Source organism: Serratia sp. YWN4 (assembly GCF_055790845.1).
This window is the reverse complement of sequence record NZ_CM147696.1, coordinates 3,359,445-3,377,126: the sequence shown is the minus strand read 5'-3', so window position 1 is coordinate 3,377,126 and position 17,682 is coordinate 3,359,445. Positions and strand designations below refer to the sequence as shown.

The 17,682-nt window shown below is 54.5% G+C and carries 12 protein-coding genes; 7 read left to right on the top strand and 5 right to left on the bottom strand.

Annotated elements, in window-relative coordinates:
- The first annotated feature begins 302 nt into the window (after positions 1-302).
- From clpS to ACX9GT_RS15900, 3 genes are all read left to right on the top strand, one after another.
- Positions 303-623 carry an ATP-dependent Clp protease adapter ClpS gene (gene clpS / locus ACX9GT_RS15910; protein ID WP_459402151.1) on the top strand — a complete coding sequence of 107 codons (321 nt, stop codon included), beginning with the start codon at positions 303-305 and terminating at the stop codon, positions 621-623.
- Positions 624-800: 177 nt separating this feature from the next.
- Complete coding sequence (clpA, locus tag ACX9GT_RS15905) at positions 801-3,080, top strand: ATP-dependent Clp protease ATP-binding subunit ClpA (protein WP_473187693.1); 2,280 nt, start codon at positions 801-803, stop codon at positions 3,078-3,080.
- A gap of 118 nt (positions 3,081-3,198) precedes the next feature.
- A complete protein-coding gene (locus ACX9GT_RS15900; protein WP_473187692.1) occupies positions 3,199-4,671 on the top strand; it encodes an IS1182 family transposase in 1,473 nt (490 codons plus the stop codon).
- A gap of 227 nt (positions 4,672-4,898) precedes the next feature.
- Here ACX9GT_RS15900 and infA read toward each other — a convergent pair whose 3' ends face one another.
- The 5 genes from infA to trxB form a co-directional block, all read right to left on the bottom strand.
- The gene (infA, locus tag ACX9GT_RS15895) at positions 4,899-5,117 is read right to left on the bottom strand and encodes a translation initiation factor IF-1 (protein WP_002211347.1); all 219 of its coding nucleotides are present in this window, start codon (positions 5,115-5,117) and stop codon (positions 4,899-4,901) included.
- Between the two features lie 106 nt (positions 5,118-5,223).
- Positions 5,224-5,949 (bottom strand): leucyl/phenylalanyl-tRNA--protein transferase, encoded by a 726-nt coding sequence (gene aat / locus ACX9GT_RS15890; protein WP_473187691.1) that lies wholly within the window; start codon positions 5,947-5,949, stop codon positions 5,224-5,226.
- 30 nt (positions 5,950-5,979) lie between these two features.
- On the bottom strand, positions 5,980-7,716 hold the full coding sequence (cydC, locus tag ACX9GT_RS15885) for a heme ABC transporter ATP-binding protein/permease CydC (RefSeq protein ID WP_473187690.1): 1,737 nt from the start codon (positions 7,714-7,716) through the stop codon (positions 5,980-5,982).
- Between the two features lie 2 nt (positions 7,717-7,718).
- Positions 7,719-9,485 (bottom strand): heme ABC transporter permease/ATP-binding protein CydD, encoded by a 1,767-nt coding sequence (gene cydD / locus ACX9GT_RS15880; protein ID WP_473187689.1) that lies wholly within the window; start codon positions 9,483-9,485, stop codon positions 7,719-7,721.
- A 239-nt stretch (positions 9,486-9,724) separates the two neighbouring features.
- Entirely contained in the window at positions 9,725-10,696 is a 972-nt protein-coding gene (gene trxB, locus ACX9GT_RS15875) for a thioredoxin-disulfide reductase (RefSeq protein ID WP_473187688.1), read from the bottom strand.
- Positions 10,697-11,401: 705 nt separating this feature from the next.
- Here trxB and lrp point away from each other — a divergent pair.
- The 4 genes from lrp to ACX9GT_RS15855 all read left to right on the top strand — a co-directional run bounded on the left by lrp (position 11,402) and on the right by ACX9GT_RS15855 (position 17,578).
- Positions 11,402-11,896, top strand: a complete 495-nt coding sequence (gene lrp, locus ACX9GT_RS15870; RefSeq protein WP_004928318.1) for a leucine-responsive transcriptional regulator Lrp — start codon at positions 11,402-11,404, stop codon at positions 11,894-11,896.
- Positions 11,897-12,016: 120 nt separating this feature from the next.
- Positions 12,017-15,415, top strand: a complete 3,399-nt coding sequence (locus ACX9GT_RS15865; protein ID WP_473187687.1) for a DNA translocase FtsK 4TM domain-containing protein — start codon at positions 12,017-12,019, stop codon at positions 15,413-15,415.
- Positions 15,416-15,614: 199 nt separating this feature from the next.
- Complete coding sequence (gene lolA, locus ACX9GT_RS15860; protein WP_473187686.1) at positions 15,615-16,226, top strand: outer membrane lipoprotein periplasmic chaperone LolA; 612 nt, start codon at positions 15,615-15,617, stop codon at positions 16,224-16,226.
- A gap of 8 nt (positions 16,227-16,234) precedes the next feature.
- Entirely contained in the window at positions 16,235-17,578 is a 1,344-nt protein-coding gene (locus ACX9GT_RS15855; protein ID WP_473187685.1) for a replication-associated recombination protein A, read from the top strand.
- Positions 17,579-17,682 lie beyond the last annotated feature (104 nt).

Sequence of the window (17,682 nt, the reverse complement as noted above, 5' to 3'; positions counted from 1 at the left end):
ACTGATTCAGGTGAGTGTAGGGTGGTCAAAAGACCAGCAGCTCACGAAATTACACTCTAGAGCAAATGATCATCACGTCAAGGGATCGGCTTTTGACAGCACCGAGCAGTTCATCAAAGTTTGAAGCAGTTAACGCTATTGACATTGTTTGGTAACAAATTGTACCGGAAATCGGCTCTGTTTTATCTGGTTTAAGCTGCGGCGCGCTGGCCATGAAGATGGTAAAATAGTAGTGATATTCCCTTTGAATAACCCGAACGTGCCCTCATATCTGGGGTCATGGTTAGAGAAGATGAACTGCGATGGGCAAAAGCAATGATTGGCTAAATTTTGAACACTTGGCTGAAGAAAAACAAATCGATGCGGTAAAACCGCCATCAATGTATAAAGTTATACTTAATAACGATGATTACACGCCGATGGAATTTGTGATTGACGTGCTGCAAAAGTTCTTTTCTTATGATATTGAACGTGCAACACAACTGATGCTTACGGTTCACTATCGAGGTAAGGCGATCTGCGGTGTGTTCACCGCCGAGGTGGCGGAAACCAAGGTCGTTCATGTGAACCGTTACGCGAGGGAGAATGAGCATCCGTTGCTTTGTACGTTGGAAAAGGCCTGAATGGAGTCCGATTCAATAGGCGCTATCAGCGTAGCCAGTTTGGGCGTAGGCAGCGCATCGTAGCCCGGAGCGTACATGCAGTACGTTACGTAAGGAGGCGAACACTGCCCTGGCGCAAAGTGGCAAGTAAAATAGTCTGGTAAACAGACTAAAAGGTAATCTATTTGGGAGGTGCCTATGCTCAATCAAGAACTGGAACTCAGTCTAAACATGGCTTTCGCCAGAGCGCGCGAGCACAGACACGAGTTTATGACCGTGGAGCACCTGTTGCTGGCACTGCTCAGCAACCCTGCCGCGCGAGAAGCGCTTGAGGCATGTACGGTGGATCTGGCGGCATTACGTCAGGAACTGGAAGCCTTTATTGAACAAACAACACCTACGTTGCCCGTCAGCGAAGAAGAGCGCGATACTCAGCCGACGCTCAGTTTCCAGCGGGTGCTGCAACGTGCGGTATTCCACGTGCAGTCTTCTGGTCGTAGCGAAGTCAGCGGCGCTAACGTGCTGGTGGCGATCTTCAGCGAGCAGGAGTCGCAGGCGGCTTACCTGCTGCGTAAACACGACGTCAGCCGTTTGGACGTGGTGAACTTCATTTCACATGGTACGCGTAAAGATGAGCCGGGCCAGGCCCCGAATGCGGAAAACCCGGTAAACGAAGAGCAGTCCGGAGGGGAAGACCGTATGGAAAACTTCACCACCAACCTGAATCAACTGGCTCGTGTGGGCGGTATCGATCCGTTGATCGGTCGTGACCGTGAGCTGGAGCGTGCTATTCAAGTGCTGTGCCGCCGCCGTAAAAACAACCCGCTGCTGGTGGGTGAGTCCGGCGTGGGTAAAACCGCGATTGCCGAAGGGCTGGCCTGGCGTATCGTGCAGGGGGATGTGCCAGAAGTGATGGCAGACTGCACGCTATACTCGCTGGATATCGGTTCGCTGCTGGCAGGGACCAAATACCGTGGCGACTTTGAAAAACGCTTCAAAGCGCTGCTGAAACAGCTGGAGCAGGATCAGAACAGCATTCTGTTTATCGACGAAATTCACACCATCATCGGTGCCGGTGCGGCTTCCGGTGGGCAGGTGGATGCCGCTAACCTGATTAAACCGCTGCTGTCGAGCGGCAAGATCCGGGTGATCGGTTCTACCACCTATCAGGAATTCAGCAATATTTTCGAAAAAGACCGTGCTTTGGCTCGTCGCTTCCAGAAAATAGACATCACCGAGCCGACGCCGGAAGAGACCATTCAGATCATCAACGGTCTGAAAACCAAGTACGAAGCGCACCATGATGTGCGTTATACCGCCAAGGCGATCCGCGCTGCGGTTGAGCTTTCGGTGAAATATATCAACGATCGTCATCTGCCGGATAAAGCGATTGACGTGATTGACGAAGCGGGCGCGCGCAGCCGGTTAATGCCGATCAGCAAGCGCAAGAAAACCGTTAACGTGGCGGATATTGAATCCGTCGTCGCGCGCATTGCGCGTATTCCGGAAAAAACCGTCTCTGCCAGCGATCGCGACGTGCTGAAGAGCCTGAGCGATCGTCTGAAAATGCTGGTGTTTGGCCAGGATCCGGCGATTGAAGCCTTGACCGAGGCGATCAAGATGAGCCGCGCGGGCTTGGGCCAGGATCGCAAACCGGTGGGTTCCTTCCTGTTTGCCGGGCCGACCGGCGTCGGGAAAACCGAAGTCACGGTGCAACTGGCAAAAGCGCTGGATATTGAGCTGCTGCGGTTTGATATGTCCGAGTATATGGAACGTCACACCGTCAGCCGCCTGATTGGTGCACCTCCAGGCTACGTGGGTTATGATCAGGGCGGTCTGCTGACCGATGCGGTCATCAAGCATCCGCATGCGGTGGTGCTGCTGGATGAAATCGAGAAGGCGCACCCGGACGTGTTCAACCTGCTGTTGCAGGTAATGGACAATGGGACTCTGACCGATAACAACGGCCGCAAGGCAGATTTCCGTAACGTTATCCTGGTGATGACCACCAACGCCGGTGTGCGCGAAACAGAGCGTAAATCGATTGGTCTGATTGAGCAGGACAACAGCATTGATGCGATGGAAGAGATCAAGAAAGTGTTCACGCCAGAATTCCGTAACCGTCTGGACAACATCATCTGGTTCAACCATCTGTCTCCTGCGGTGATCCAGCAGGTTGTTGACAAGTTTATCGTCGAACTGCAGGCGCAGCTGGATGCGAAAGGCGTGTCGCTGGAAGTGAGTGACGAAGCGCGTGATTGGCTGTCAGTGAAAGGCTATGACCGTGCGATGGGTGCTCGCCCAATGGCGCGTGTGATGCAGGAAAGCCTGAAGAAACCGCTGGCTAATGAACTGCTGTTCGGTTCGTTGGTGGACGGGGGGTCAGTGAAAGTTGAGTTGGATAAGGACAAAAAACAGCTAACTTATCACTTCCTCAGTGCTGCGATGCGTAAAGCCGATGAAGGTGCGGTGCACTAAGCGGTAAGCAGACAAAGAAAAGCGATGCCTCGGCATCGCTCAGATTGATGACAAAGTCCTGGCCGTGAGGCCAGGACTTTGATCTAATAAGGTCAGTGCAAAAAATGGACTGACTGCCATGCTCAAAACACCCTCTCCCCAGCAATATCAGTTTGAAACCCTCACCCTGGATGAGTTGGTCCCCGAAGACCATCTGGTTCGCCAAATCGATGCCGCCATTGATTTTGAATTTATCCGCGACGCCGTTGCTCATCTCTACTGTCCTGATAACGGCAGACCCGCTATTGACCCCGTTCGCCTGATTAAAATGATGCTGCTGGGTTATCTCTTCGGTATCCCCAGCGAGCGCCGTCTGGTCAAGGAAATACAGGTCAATGTCGCTTATCGCTGGTTTCTGCGTATGGCCCTCACCGAAAAAGTCCCTGACGCCTCGACCCTGAGCCAGAACCGCCTCCGCCGCTTCAACCACAGCGACGTCTTCCAGCAGATTTTTGACCACATCGTGGAACAGGCTCTCAGCCGCGGCATGGCCAACGGGCGTGTTCTTTACACTGACAGCACGCACTTGAAAGCCGACGCCAACCCTCGCAGAGCGGTGAATGAAGAACGTCCGGTAGGCGTCAGTGAATATCTGGAGCAGCTTGATGCTGCCGTGGAGGCCGACAGGAGGAAGCACGAAAAAAAGCCGCTGCCCGCCGTAAAAAAGACGCCAGAAAGCGTCGCCGTTAAGAACACCAAAGTCAGCACCACCGACCCGGAAAGCGGCTTTATGCACCGGGATAACAAACCGAAGGGCTTCTTCTATCTGGACCACCGCACGGTGGACGGGAAGCACGGCATCATCCTGGATACGCATGTGACACCGGGCAATGTCCATGATAGCCAGCCCTTTATCGGGCGACTTGAGCGGCAGGTAGAGCGCTTCGGTCTGGAGCCGGTGGCGGTGGGTGTGGACGCGGGTTACTTCACCGCCGCGGTGTGCCATCTGACACAGGAAATGGGTATCGCGCTGGTTCCCGGCTATCGGCGGCCGCACAAAGGTCAGAATGAGTTCCAGAAAAAGCACTTCAGGTATGATGAGGCACGGGAAGTGTATGTGTGCCCGGCAGGCGAATTGCTGATATATAGCACGACAGACCGTAACGGTTATCAGCATTACCGTTCAGACCCGGCAGTGTGCCAGTGCTGTGAGCAGAGGCAGCAATGTACGCAGAACAGCAAGGCACAGAAAACGATAACGCGGCATGTGTGGGAAGAGGCGAAAGAGGAAGCCAACAGGTTACGGCTGACGAAATGGGGCAAGAAAATCTACGCGCGGCGCAAAGAGACAGTGGAGAGAAGCTTCGCGGATGCGAAACAGCACCATGGCCATCGGTATGCGCGGTTCCGTGGACTGTCAAAAGTGCAGATGCAGTGCCTGCTGGCGGCCACAGCGCAGAATATGAAGAAGATGGCGCTGCTGGCGCTTCTTTATTGTCTTTACCGGTGGTGGAAAGCGTCTTGGGAAGGCCAGAAAACAGCCTTGTGCGAACAGAAGTCACTAATGACGGTATTATGGAAAAATATCGCGATCGCGACCTGCGGTCGCTAAAAAAGAAGAACCCCACCTGAAAAAGTGGGGTTAGTCAACAGTCTGAGCGATGCCTCGGCATCGCTTTTTTTATACGTGAATTTCACGTGGAACAAAAATGAGTGAGCCCTCTCAGTTTACTCGCGCCGGTACAACTCGGTGGTGAACGTTGCTGCGGGGGTAAACGGAAAGGGCTCCTGAGGGATCACATCCTCAATGTTGCCAAATGCTGGCAACGGGTGAGCCGATTAACGGCTACGGAAGACAATGCGGCCTTTGCTCAGGTCGTACGGGGTCAGCTCTACAGTGACTTTGTCACCCGTCAGGATGCGGATATAGTTTTTACGCATTTTACCGGAGATATGAGCGGTTACCACGTGCCCGTTTTCCAACTCAACGCGGAACATGGTGTTCGGCAGCGTATCAAGAACGGTGCCCTGCATTTCAATATTGTCTTCTTTGGCCATCGAATCCTCTAGGTGTAACTACCTTAGTTTTTAACCGGCAAGATAATGCCGAAAAACCCACATTATGTAAAGATGTGTCGGTGAACAATGCACCGTTTCCGCAAAATTAGTCAGTTGGGGAGGGTGGTTCAACCTGCTGTGGGGGTATAACTTGTGGTTGCCAGCATTCCGGCGCTAAAACCCTGCGTTGAAGGTTGCTCAGCAACTGCAAAAATTGGCGGCGGGAAATCTCTTTTGCTCCCAGCGAGGCAGTGTGAGCGTTAAGCACCTGACAGTCAACCAATTCTCCGCCATAAGCAGCAAAATGACGGCAAAACGCCATCAGGGCATATTTTGACGCATTGGTTGTACGGCTGAACATCGACTCTCCGCAAAACAGCGCCCCTTGCGCGACACCATACAGGCCACCAACCAGTTCATCCCCTTGCCATACCTCAATGGAATGGGCTTTACCCTGCCGATGCAGTTGCCAATAGGCCTGCTGTACTTCTGGGCCGATCCAGGTCCCTTCGTCCGGGCGATAGGCACAGGCGGCAATCACCGCAGCGAAATCGTGATTAAGGGTGATATGGAACGGATTGCTGCGTAGGAAGCGCTTAAGGCTGCGGCTGGCATGGTATTCTGCCGGGAACAGCACGGCACGGGGATCGGGTGACCACCATAAAATCGCTTCCCCCGGTGAGTACCAGGGGAAAATACCGCGTTCATAGGCGGCCAGCAGGCGCGAAGGTGTCAGATCGCCGCCAATCGCCAACAGGCCGTTAGGATCGCGCAGGGCGCTCTCTGGTGAGGGAAACGCCAATGACTGCGGTGACAGCTTAACAATACGCATAAATCCTCTTAGCGTTGCCTACAGGCCGTTTTACAGCGATATATTACTGATCCGCTGATGGAATTGGGCATAACGACCTTGTTGCTGCATTAGGGCAGCATGATGACCTTGTTCCACGATCTTGCCGCCATCCATCACACAGATACGATCGAAATGTTCCAACCCATACAGACGATGGGTCACCAGAATCAACGTTTTGCCACGGCAGTGCTGGCGTAACAGAGCCAAAATCTGCTGCTCGGTTTCGGCATCCAGCCCTTCGGTAGGCTCATCAAGCAGCAGTAGCGGAGCTTGATGCAGCAGCGCGCGGGCAATCCCCAGGCGGCGCTGTTCGCCACCGGAAAGCTGACGGCCACCTTCACCCAACCAGGCATTCAGCCCTTCGTTTTCCAGTAGTTTACCCAGCCCAACCTGTTGCAGGGCGTTGTTCAGTACCTCATCGCTCGCCTGCGGAGCGGCGATGCGCAGGTTTTCACGTAGCGTGCTGCTGAAGATATGCACTCGCTGGCTGACGACCGCAGTCATGGCGCGCAGCGTAGCTTCATCATAGCTGTTCAAGGGTTGGCCATTGAGCTGAATCTTACCGCTGTCAGCATTCCAGGCGCGCGTCAGCAGTTGCAGCAGGGTGGATTTGCCACAGCCGGTTCGCCCCAGCAGCGCGATGTGTTCACCGGCGGCAAGATTCAACGCGATGCTATGCAACACCGGGAGCGGTTGCCCGGGATAGGTGAAAGAGACGCCATGCAGGTTCAGCGTTGCGCCCGGCTGTGCCGCTGGCCCACTCTCAGGGAAAATAACTTCCGGTTGCTGATCGATAATCTGTTTGACGCGCGTTGCGGAGGCGATGACCTGGCCTAGATGTTGGAAAGCGCCGGCAACTGGCATCATGGCCTCAAAGGAAGCCAGTGCGGCAAAGGCAAACAGTGCAATCAGCGCCCCTGGCTGAGTATCACCGCCGATACCGGCTGCCGCCAGCCACAGCATCAGCGTAACGGTGAGGCCGCTGGCAAGAATCGTTAACGCCTGAGCGATTCCGCCCAGCGAAGCCTGCTGCCATTGGCGCTGTTGCCAGCGCTGTTCGGTGGCATTCAGTTTGGTACGGAAACCCTCTAGCGCGCCGAAAATCACCAGTTCTGCCTGCCCTTGCAGCCAAGATGCTAGCTCGGTGCGGTATTGGCTACGCAGTGCGGTTAATTCGCCGCCTATCGGCTTACCGGCGTGATAGAACACTGGGGGAAGCAACAGCAGCAACAGCAGTAAAATGCCACCCAAGGTGAAGGCTAACGGGCCATCCAGCCAGCTAAGGCCGAAAGTCACCACCATAATCACCACTGCGGCGCTGACCAACGGGGAAATCACCCGCAGATACAGGTGATCGAGCGTATCGACATCGGCCACCAATCGGTTCAGCAATTCAGCCTGACGGAAGCGGGCAATGCCACCGGGGGACAGCGGCAAGATCTTCTTGAAGGTAAACACTCGCAAATGCGACAGTACGCGGAACGTTGCATCATGGCTGACCACGCGCTCTGCATAACGCCCTGCGGTGCGGAAGATCGCGGCTCCGCGTACGCCTGCCGCTGGCAACATGTAGTTGAAGGTCAATAAACCGGCCAACCCGGCCAGTGAAGAAGCCGCCAGGAACCAGCCGGAAAGCGCCAGCAAGCCGATACTGGCCAGCAGGGTGACGATCGCTAGAATAATTCCCAGGCAAATCAGAAAGCTGTGTCTGCGGTACAACGCCAGAAATGGCAATAAAACGCGCATGATTATAGTTCCCCGCTGCGGTGGGCAATCAGATTGGCAAACAGGCCGGGTTGGGTACTGAGCGTGGCATAATCGCCCTGTTGAACGATTTTCCCGCTGTCCATCACCCAAATCTGGTCGTAATCTTCGATATCTTCCAACTGATGTGTCACTAGCAAGGTGGTCTGCTGATGTGAGGCGTTATTCAATGCCTGCATCACCCAACGTTCACTGTGCGCATCCAGGCTGGCGGCCGGTTCATCCAGCAGCAGCAAGCGGCGTGGGCTGATCAGCGCGCGTGCGACCGCCACCCGCTGCGCTTGCCCGACAGAAAGGCGCGCGGCACCATCCCCCAGATCGGTTTCCAGCCCGTTTGGCAAATGTGGCAGGAATTCGCTGACGTAAGCCTGCTCAATCGCCTGCTGTAGTTGCTCTTCGCTGGCTTCGGGCGCACCAAGCAGAATATTTTCTCTTAGCGTTGGTGCTGGCAGGTGCGGGTTTTGCCCCACCCAGCCGAGCTGTTGACGCCAGCTTGCCGCCGCCAGTTCACGCAGTTCTGTGCCGTTAACCTGCAACGACCCACGGTATGGCAGAAAGCCGAGCAACAGATTCAGCAGCGAGCTTTTCCCGGCACCGCTTAGCCCGACCAGCGCAATACGTTGGTTGGCCGGTAACGTGAAGCTGAGCGGCCCAGCCAGCAAGACGCCGTCAGGGGAGAGAATCTCCAGATCCTGTGCCTGCAACGTTAGCGCTGCTGTAGCATCGATGGTCTGAGTCCCATTCCCTACCTGTTCAGCTTCTGTGGCCAAGAAGGTTTCCAGCGCTTCGGCGGCCCCTACGGCCTGCGCCTTGGCATGGTAGAAAGCCCCCAGATCGCGCAGCGGTTGAAAGAATTCCGGCGCGAGGATCAGCACCAGGAAACCGGCAAACAGCGTAACGCCGGTACCGTAGCTGCCGAAATTCAGCTCGCCGAGATAGGAGAAACCAAAGTAGACCGCCACCACGGCGATGGAGATGGAGGCAAAAAACTCCAACACCGCAGAGGAGAGGAAAGCCATACGCAGCACTTCCATGGTGCGTTGGCGAAAATCCTCCGAGGATTTGGCAATCTGCTCTGTTTCTGCTGGCCCACGGTTAAACAACCGCAGCGTATCCAACCCGCGCAGACGATCGAGGAAATTGCCACTCAGGCGTGCCAGCGCCACAAAATTACGGCGGTTGGCATCCGCAGCCCCCATTCCAACCAGCGCCATAAAGAGCGGGATCAGCGGAGCAGTGGCCAGCAGGATAAATCCGGCGGCCCAGTTAATCGGGAAGACGGTGATCAGGATCAGCAACGGGATAAAGACCGCCAGATACATCTGTGGCAGATAGCGCGCATAGTAATCCTGTATATCTTCAATCTGTTCAACAATGATGCTGGCCCAGCTACCGGCGGGTTTCCCCTGGATCCAGGCGGGGCCCAGCCGTTGCAATTTATCCAGTACCTGCGCCCGCATGCGCTGGCGGATCACCTGCCCGCAGATAAACCCAACGCGCTCGCGCAGCCAGCTTAACAGCGCGCGCAGCGCAAAGGCGGCAATCAGCCAGATAAACGAGGAAACAAGTTCAGCGCGGGGTTGATGTTCGATAATCAGGGCATGGAGCAGGGAGGCCAGCAGCCAGGACTGGGCGACAATCAAAATGCCGCTGAGCAGGCCTAACAGCATGGAAAGACGCAGCCAACGCTGTGCCAATGCACTCTGGGTTTTGAGCCAACGGGTTAATTGGTACTGTCTGGTTTTTTTCATCAGGTAGTCTGCGTCGCCGATGCCTGTCGCAACAGGTCAGGTTAACGTACTGTTAAAAAGTGTTTGCCTCGACCTGAAGCGAAACAAGTGAACGCTAATGTTACCTCGTCACCATGCAGACTGAAAATAAATATCCCTTTCGTATTATCAGCGTCGGGAATTCAGGGGGGTATTTGAAATGCGCTGGAGATAAATAAGGCGGCTACGGAAGCCGCCTGGCTTGAACTAAGGGGAAGGGCTTACCGCACTTCAGCCTGGGCGATACCGTCAAGATAGCGTTCGGCATCCAGTGCAGCCATGCAACCGGTACCGGCAGAGGTAATTGCCTGACGATAGATATGGTCCATCACGTCGCCAGCGGCAAACACGCCAGGGATACTCGTCTGGGTTGCGTTGCCATGAATGCCGGACTGCACTTTGATGTAGCCATTTTCCAATGCAAGCTGGTCACCGAAGACAGCAGTATTAGGGCTGTGGCCGATCGCGATAAATACACCGGCAACGGCCAGTTCTTCGGCTTCATTACCAGCTTTGGTGCTGCGGATACGCACACCGGTAACACCCATTTGGTCACCCAGCACTTCGTCCAGCGTACGGTCGGTGTGCAGGACGATGTTGCCGTTTTTCACTTTATCCATCAAACGGTTGATCAGAATTTTTTCTGAGCGGAAGCTGTCGCGGCGGTGAATCAGATGCACTTCAGACGCAATGTTAGAGAGATACAGCGCTTCTTCCACGGCGGTATTACCCCCACCCACCACTGCAACCTTTTGATTCCGATAGAAGAAACCGTCACAGGTCGCACAGGCGGAAACCCCTCTGCCTTTGAAGGCTTCTTCGGTTGGCAACCCTAGGTAGCGGGCAGAAGCCCCGGTTGCGATGATCAGCGCATCACAGGTGTATTCGCCGTTGTCGCCAAACAGGCGGAAAGGGCGGTTCTGCAAATCAGCACTGTTGATATGGTCAAAGACGATTTCAGTCTCGAATTTTTCAGCATGCTCGCGCATGCGTTCCATCAATGCCGGGCCAGTCAGCCCTTCGGCGTCACCAGGCCAGTTTTCGACCTCGGTGGTGGTGGTCAACTGACCCCCTTGTTCCATACCGGTGATCAACACCGGGTTCAGGTTTGCCCGCGCTGCATAAACAGCGGCGGTGTAGCCAGCCGGGCCTGAACCCAGAATCAGTAATTTGCTATGTTTAGCCGTGCCCATGAATAACCTCTTTTCCCACGATGGCGGACAGTGGTAGCGATTGTAGGGAAAATGCGGCAGTAAAAAAAGCATCAGGAAATGTTGTTAACGATTTGTTTGATAGCGATTACCGATTAATGACAGATTCCCGATTCCTCGACGCCGTAATTCAGTTAATCTCAAGGCAAGGATTATATCTGTACATAAACGCGTGAAAAATGGCATTTTTGTCGGGTTTATGTAGCTAACTTCCTGACTTTTTAATGCGGAGATTCCTAACTGAAAATGAGGTGCTCCGTTTTCCTCACGGCACGTTCTTCTGATTTTACTTCTTTTACTTTGACAATCCGCTGCGCATTTGCGAAAACATCATAGGAAGAAGAAATTATCCCCGCACCGGCAGTAAATCGTTTGTATTTATGGCAAGAAAGCAGCGTATTACATCGTTGCGGCAGGTGGGGGTGGATTTGGCTCTCGGGGGTGAATTCTCTTCTGCATGTAAGCATCATTTGAATTCGTTGTATGGGGTGGACAGACAGGCTGTATAACGACGGAAGATGGTAGTGAAGGGGCAGTACGGCGGTAAGTGTTACAGAAATATTCCCTGTCTCAGGGGAATGGGCCGCTTATCAAAGACATCGGGTCTTCGCTTGGAACAAGCCCTTGCACATTGACGTTGGCTAGGGTGTGGCAAGTGCAGGGAAGAACATAAGAGAGACAATAATAATGGCAGACAACAAAAAACGCCCGGGTAAAGATCTTGACCGTATCGACCGCAACATCCTGAATGAATTGCAAAAGGATGGGCGAATTTCGAACGTCGAGCTTTCGAAGCGCGTGGGGCTATCCCCAACGCCATGTTTAGAACGTGTGCGCCGCCTTGAGCGCCAGGGTTTTATCCATGGTTATACCGCATTGCTCAACCCACATTATCTGGACGCTTCCCTGCTGGTTTTCGTGGAAATCACGCTGAACCGCGGTGCGCCGGACGTGTTTGAGCAATTCAACTCAGCCGTACAGAAGCTTGAAGAAATTCAGGAGTGTCATTTGGTTTCCGGTGATTTCGACTATCTGTTGAAAACCCGTGTACCCGATATGTCGGCTTACCGTAAATTGCTGGGCGAAACTCTGTTGCGTTTGCCGGGGGTTAATGACACCCGGACTTACGTGGTGATGGAAGAAGTGAAACAGAGTAACCGTCTGGTTATCAAAACACGGTAAGACGCAGGTGCAAAACCTGATTAAATTCGTTATACTCCTGTTTATCCATACAGTTTCGGCGCCGAGGAAGCCTCTCGGCGCTGTTACTATGCCAGCTAACAGGAACCTGGAGAGCCTTTCTTGAGCCAGGAATACACAGAAGATAAAGAAGTTACCCTGAAGAGGCTTAGCAGCGGGCAGCGTTTGCTTGAGGCTTTGTCGATCGTGGTAGCGATTTTTGCCGTTTACCTTATGGCTGCACTGGTCAGTTTCAATCCTTCTGACCCCAGTTGGTCGCAAACTGCATGGCACGAGCCGATCCATAATCTGGGCGGCGGTGTTGGCGCATGGTTGGCCGACACGCTGTTCTTCACCTTCGGAGTACTCGCTTACGCGATACCACCGATCATGTTCACTCTATGCTGGGCTGGGTTTCGTCAGCGCGGCAATCATGATCATATTGACTATTTTGCGCTGTCGTTACGCCTGATCGGCACGTTGGCGCTGGTGCTTACCTCCTGTGGTTTGGCAGCACTGAATGTTGACGATCTCTATTATTTCGCCTCCGGCGGCGTGATTGGCAGTTTGCTGAGCAATGCCATGCTGCCATGGTTCAATGGCATTGGTGCCACCTTGGCGCTGTTAGGCATTTGGGCGGTGGGGTTAACGCTGTTCACCGGCTGGTCCTGGTTGGTTATCGCTGAAAAAATCGGTGGTGTGGTACTGGGAACCGCTACTTTCATGACCAACCGTTCACGTCGTGACGATCATTATCACGATGATGACGACAGGTTGATTGATCAGTCAGAGCCAGATGCTAAGAGCACCGCCGTAGCCGCTGTGACGGACGAGGATGATGTGCTGTTCTCTGCGCCTTCGGTCAGTGAAATGGCGCAACAGGATGACGTTGATCCACTCTTGAGTGGCTTGCGCGCCATCGATGACGAACTTGAACCTGTACATGCGGTGGTTGATATACCGGTAACCACTCCGCCTGCGGTAACGGCTGCCCCCGCAGCACCTGCTTCGATCAGTCAGCATCCATTGAACCCAGCGCCAGAGCAGAGCACGCCACCGCTCTATTCGTTTGAGCTACCCGAAGAAACACCAACGCCGAAAACGACACGCCCGCTAGATCCTTATCAGGACGAAAACGAGCCGCGCTTGGGGGATTGGAACGCCTCTGTGGCGCCGCAGCGTGAGCAGTCGCCGTTTGATTTTTCTACTGCACAGCGCGATCACGTTGGTTTCAGTGGTTCAACCGGGTTCAGCGCCAGCGATGATGTACCTCCTTTTGGTGCAATGAAACCACCATCCGCTACGGCAACAACCGCCGCCGCCAGTGTGGTGAACCATACCTTTATGCCAGCATTTACCGCCACCAGCGACGGTAATTCTCAGATCAAGCAAGGTATCGGCCCTGAGTTACCGCGCCCGAATCCGGTGCGTATCCCCACTCGGCGTGAGCTGGCCTCCTACGGCATCAAGTTGCCTTCGCAGCGGATGGCAGAGCAGGAGCAGCGTCATCGCAGCGAAGAGCCCGTCAGTCCTCCACAAGAGGATGAGGCTTTGCAGGAAGCGGCATTGCGTCAGGCATTTGCCGAGCAGCAAAACCAGCGCTATGGCGAAGAATATCAGCATGATGATGAAAACGCCTTGCAGGAAGCGGCACTCGGCCAGGTTTTTGCTCAGCAACAGCAGGCACGCTATGGTGAAGCTGAATCCGCGCCAGTTTCGCGCCCTATTGATACCAGCCAGGCTTTCAGCTTCTCACCGATGGCAGATCTGGTTGATGATGGCCCAAAAGAGCCTTTATTCACTCTGTCGCCGCAGCTTGAGGAGCGCATCGAACTGCAAAGCGAAAGAGAAGATGATGTGCCTTTCGGCCAATTTGAGCCAGAAACGCCCGCTTATCAGGCACCACGGCCTGTGCCTGCTTATCAGCCGCAACAGCCTTATCAACCACCGGCACAGCAGCAATCTGCCGCGCCTGCCATGGACAGCCTGATCCATCCGTTCCTGATGCGTAACGATCAGCCGTTGCAGAAGCCGACAACACCGTTGCCTACGCTGGATCTGCTGACCGAAGCCCCGAAAGAGGTGGAGCCGGTTGATTCGTTTGAACTGGAGCAGAAAGCCCGTCTGGTGGAAGCCAGCCTGGCGGATTATCGGGTTAAGGCTGACGTGGTGGATATTCTGCCAGGCCCGGTGATTACGCGTTTCGAGCTGGATCTGGCTCCAGGCGTCAAAGCCGCACGTATTTCCAATCTGTCGCGTGATTTGGCCCGTTCGCTGTCAACCTCGGCGGTGCGCGTGGTTGAGGTGATCCCTGGTAAACCTTACGTAGGTATCGAGTTGCCAAACGCCAAGCGCCAGACCGTTTATCTGCGTGAAGTGCTGGATTGCCCGGCATTTCGCGATAATCCGTCGCCGCTGGCGATCGTGTTGGGCAAAGATATTTCCGGCCAGCCAGTGGTGGCCGATCTGGGCAAAATGCCGCACCTGCTGGTGGCAGGGACCACCGGCTCCGGTAAGTCGGTCGGGGTCAACGCCATGATCCTGAGTATTTTGTATAAAGCCACGCCAAAAGAAGTGCGCTTTATCATGATCGATCCGAAAATGCTGGAGCTGTCGGTCTATGAAGGCATTCCGCATCTGCTGACCGATGTGGTCACCGACATGAAAGATGCGGCCAACGCGCTGCGCTGGTGTGTCGCCGAGATGGAGCGTCGCTATAAGCTGATGTCTGCTTTGGGTGTGCGCAATCTGGCGGGTTATAACGAGCGTGTCGATCAGGCCGAAGCGATGGGCAGGCCGATTCCGGATCCGTTCTGGAAACCTACAGACAGCATGGGTACTGTGATGCCGATGCTGGAAAAAGAACCCTACATCGTAGTGATGGTGGATGAGTTTGCTGATCTGATCATGACGGTCGGCAAGAAAGTAGAAGAACTGATCGCCCGTCTGGCACAGAAAGCGCGTGCTGCGGGTATCCATCTGGTATTGGCAACGCAACGTCCATCGGTGGACGTGATTACCGGGTTGATCAAAGCGAACATTCCAACGCGTATTGCCTTCACCGTTTCCAGCAAGATCGACTCCCGTACCATTCTCGATCAGAGTGGTGCTGAATCCTTGCTGGGGATGGGGGATATGCTGTACTTGGCACCTAACTCCTCCATTCCGGTACGCGTGCACGGCGCTTTTGTACGCGATCAGGAAGTGCATGCGGTAGTGAAAGATTGGAAAGCGCGTGAGCGGCCACAGTACAAAGAGGGTATCCTCAGCGGCGGTGACGAAGGCGAAGGTGGTGCGGCTGGCGGCTTGGACGGTGATGAAGAGCTGGATCCGCTGTTCGATCAGGCCGTGGAGTTTGTGGTGGATAAGCGCCGCGCTTCTATTTCTGGCGTACAACGCCAGTTCCGCATCGGCTATAACCGCGCTGCGCGTATCATCGAACAGATGGAAGCGCAGGGGATCGTCAGCGAGCAGGGGCACAACGGTAACCGTGAAGTATTGGCTCCACCGCGCCATGATTGATGGTTGGTTTCTACCCGCATAGAAATAATAAAGGGCCGCTGTAGCGGCCCTTGTGCAAAGAAGCGTAAACACGTGAATTTCTCGGAGTATTGATCTGGCAGCCCGTTCAGGGCTTCAGGTACAGTGGTGAGCGTTAAAGGTTATTTGATCCGTGTGGCACTGCCCTGCGGTAAATGAATTTCATAAGGTATCTGGAATAATGAAAAAACTGTTAGTTGCCTGTTGCCTGCTTTCAGGCTTTGCGTCCACGTCAGTGCTGGCGGATGCCTCTCAGGATCTGCAAAACCGCCTGGCGAAAGTGAACAGTTTCCACGCCAGTTTCTCCCAATCGGTGACCAGCAGTGACGGTGCTGCGGTGCAACAAGGGGAAGGTGAGCTGTGGGTAAAACGCCCGAACCTGTTTAACTGGCATATGACTTCTCCGGATGAGAGCGTGCTGGTTTCTGATGGCGAAACCCTGTGGTTCTATAACCCGTTTGTTGAGCAGGTTACCGCTACCTGGCTGAAGGGTGCTACCGGCAACACGCCGTTTATGCTGATTACCCGTAATAATGCCAACGATTGGAAACAGTACCACGTTAAGCAAAAAGGCGATGATTTTGAGCTGACGCCAAAAGCCAGCAGCGGCAATCTGAAGCAGTTTGCGATCACAGTCACCAGCAGCGGTACGATCAAGAGTTTTACCGCAGTTGAACAAGACGGCCAACGCAGTGATTACCAGCTAAAAAGCCAGCAGAACAGCAGCGTTGATGCTGCCAAATTCAAATTTACCCCGCCGAAGGGGGTGACGCTGGATGACCAGCGCAAGTAGAGGTCTGCGTGAGTAATCTGTCACTTGATTTTTCCCACAATGAATTCCAACCCTTGGCCGCGCGTATGCGGCCAACAACGCTTGCGCAGTACATCGGCCAGCAGCATTTGCTGGCACCGGGTAAGCCTTTGCCACGGGCGATTGAAGCCGGGCAACTGCACTCGATGATCCTGTGGGGCCCACCGGGAACCGGGAAAACCACGCTGGCAGAACTGATTGGCCGTTATGGCCAGGCGGACGTTGAGCGGATCTCTGCGGTCACTTCCGGTATCAAGGAAATCCGCGAGGCGATCGAACGCGCGCGGCAAAACCGTGATGCTGGCCGCCGTACCATTCTGTTTGTCGATGAAGTGCACCGGTTCAATAAAAGCCAGCAGGATGCCTTCTTGCCGCATATTGAAGACGGGACTATCACTTTTATCGGTGCCACCACGGAAAACCCCTCTTTTGAGCTGAATTCTGCCTTGTTGTCTCGTGCTCGCGTCTACCTGTTGAAAGCGCTGACCGCCGAGGATATCTGCCAGGTGCTGGATCAGGCCATGAAGGATAACGGCCGTGGTTTTGGCGGCCAGAACGTGGTGCTGCCGGAAGACACCCAGCGCATGCTATCGGAACTGGTGGGCGGCGACGCGCGCCGTGCGTTGAACAGCCTGGAAATGATGGCCGATATGGCCGAAATTGATGCTCAGGGAATGCGGGTATTAACGCCGGAATTGCTGAAAGAGGTTTCTGGTGAACGCAGCGCACGCTTCGACAATAAAGGCGATCGCTATTACGACCTGATCTCTGCGTTGCATAAATCGGTGCGTGGTTCAGCGCCGGATGCAGCGTTGTATTGGTATGCTCGTATTATCACCGCTGGGGGCGATCCGCTGTATGTGGCGCGCCGCTTGCTGGCTATCGCTTCCGAAGATGTCGGCAATGCCGATCCTCGCGGCATGCAGGTGGCGATTGCCGCCTGGGATTGTTTTACCCGCGTCGGGCCTGCGGAAGGGGAACGTGCGATCGCCCAAGCGATCGTTTACCTGGCCTGCGCGCCGAAAAGCAATGCGGTTTACACCGCCTTCAAAGCCGCGGTGCGTGATGCCAAAGAGATGGCGGATTACGACGTGCCGGAGCATTTGCGTAACGCGCCAACCAAGCTGATGAAGGAAATGGGGCTGGGTGCGGAATACCGCTATGCCCACGATGAACCCAATGCCTATGCGGCGGGTGAGAGCTATTTCCCACCGGAAATGGCGGCTACCCGCTACTATCATCCGAGCTCGCGCGGGCTGGAAGGCAAAATCGGTGAAAAGTTGGCATGGCTCGCTGAGCAGGATCAAAATAGCCAGACAAAACGCTACCGCTAGCGTTGCCGTTGCGGTAAGGTTAACGGGTATCACTCTTCTTTTTATGTGGCTTTAACGTCGCCGTATAAAACAACAATTTCTCTTTCAATAACAACAAGCACAGG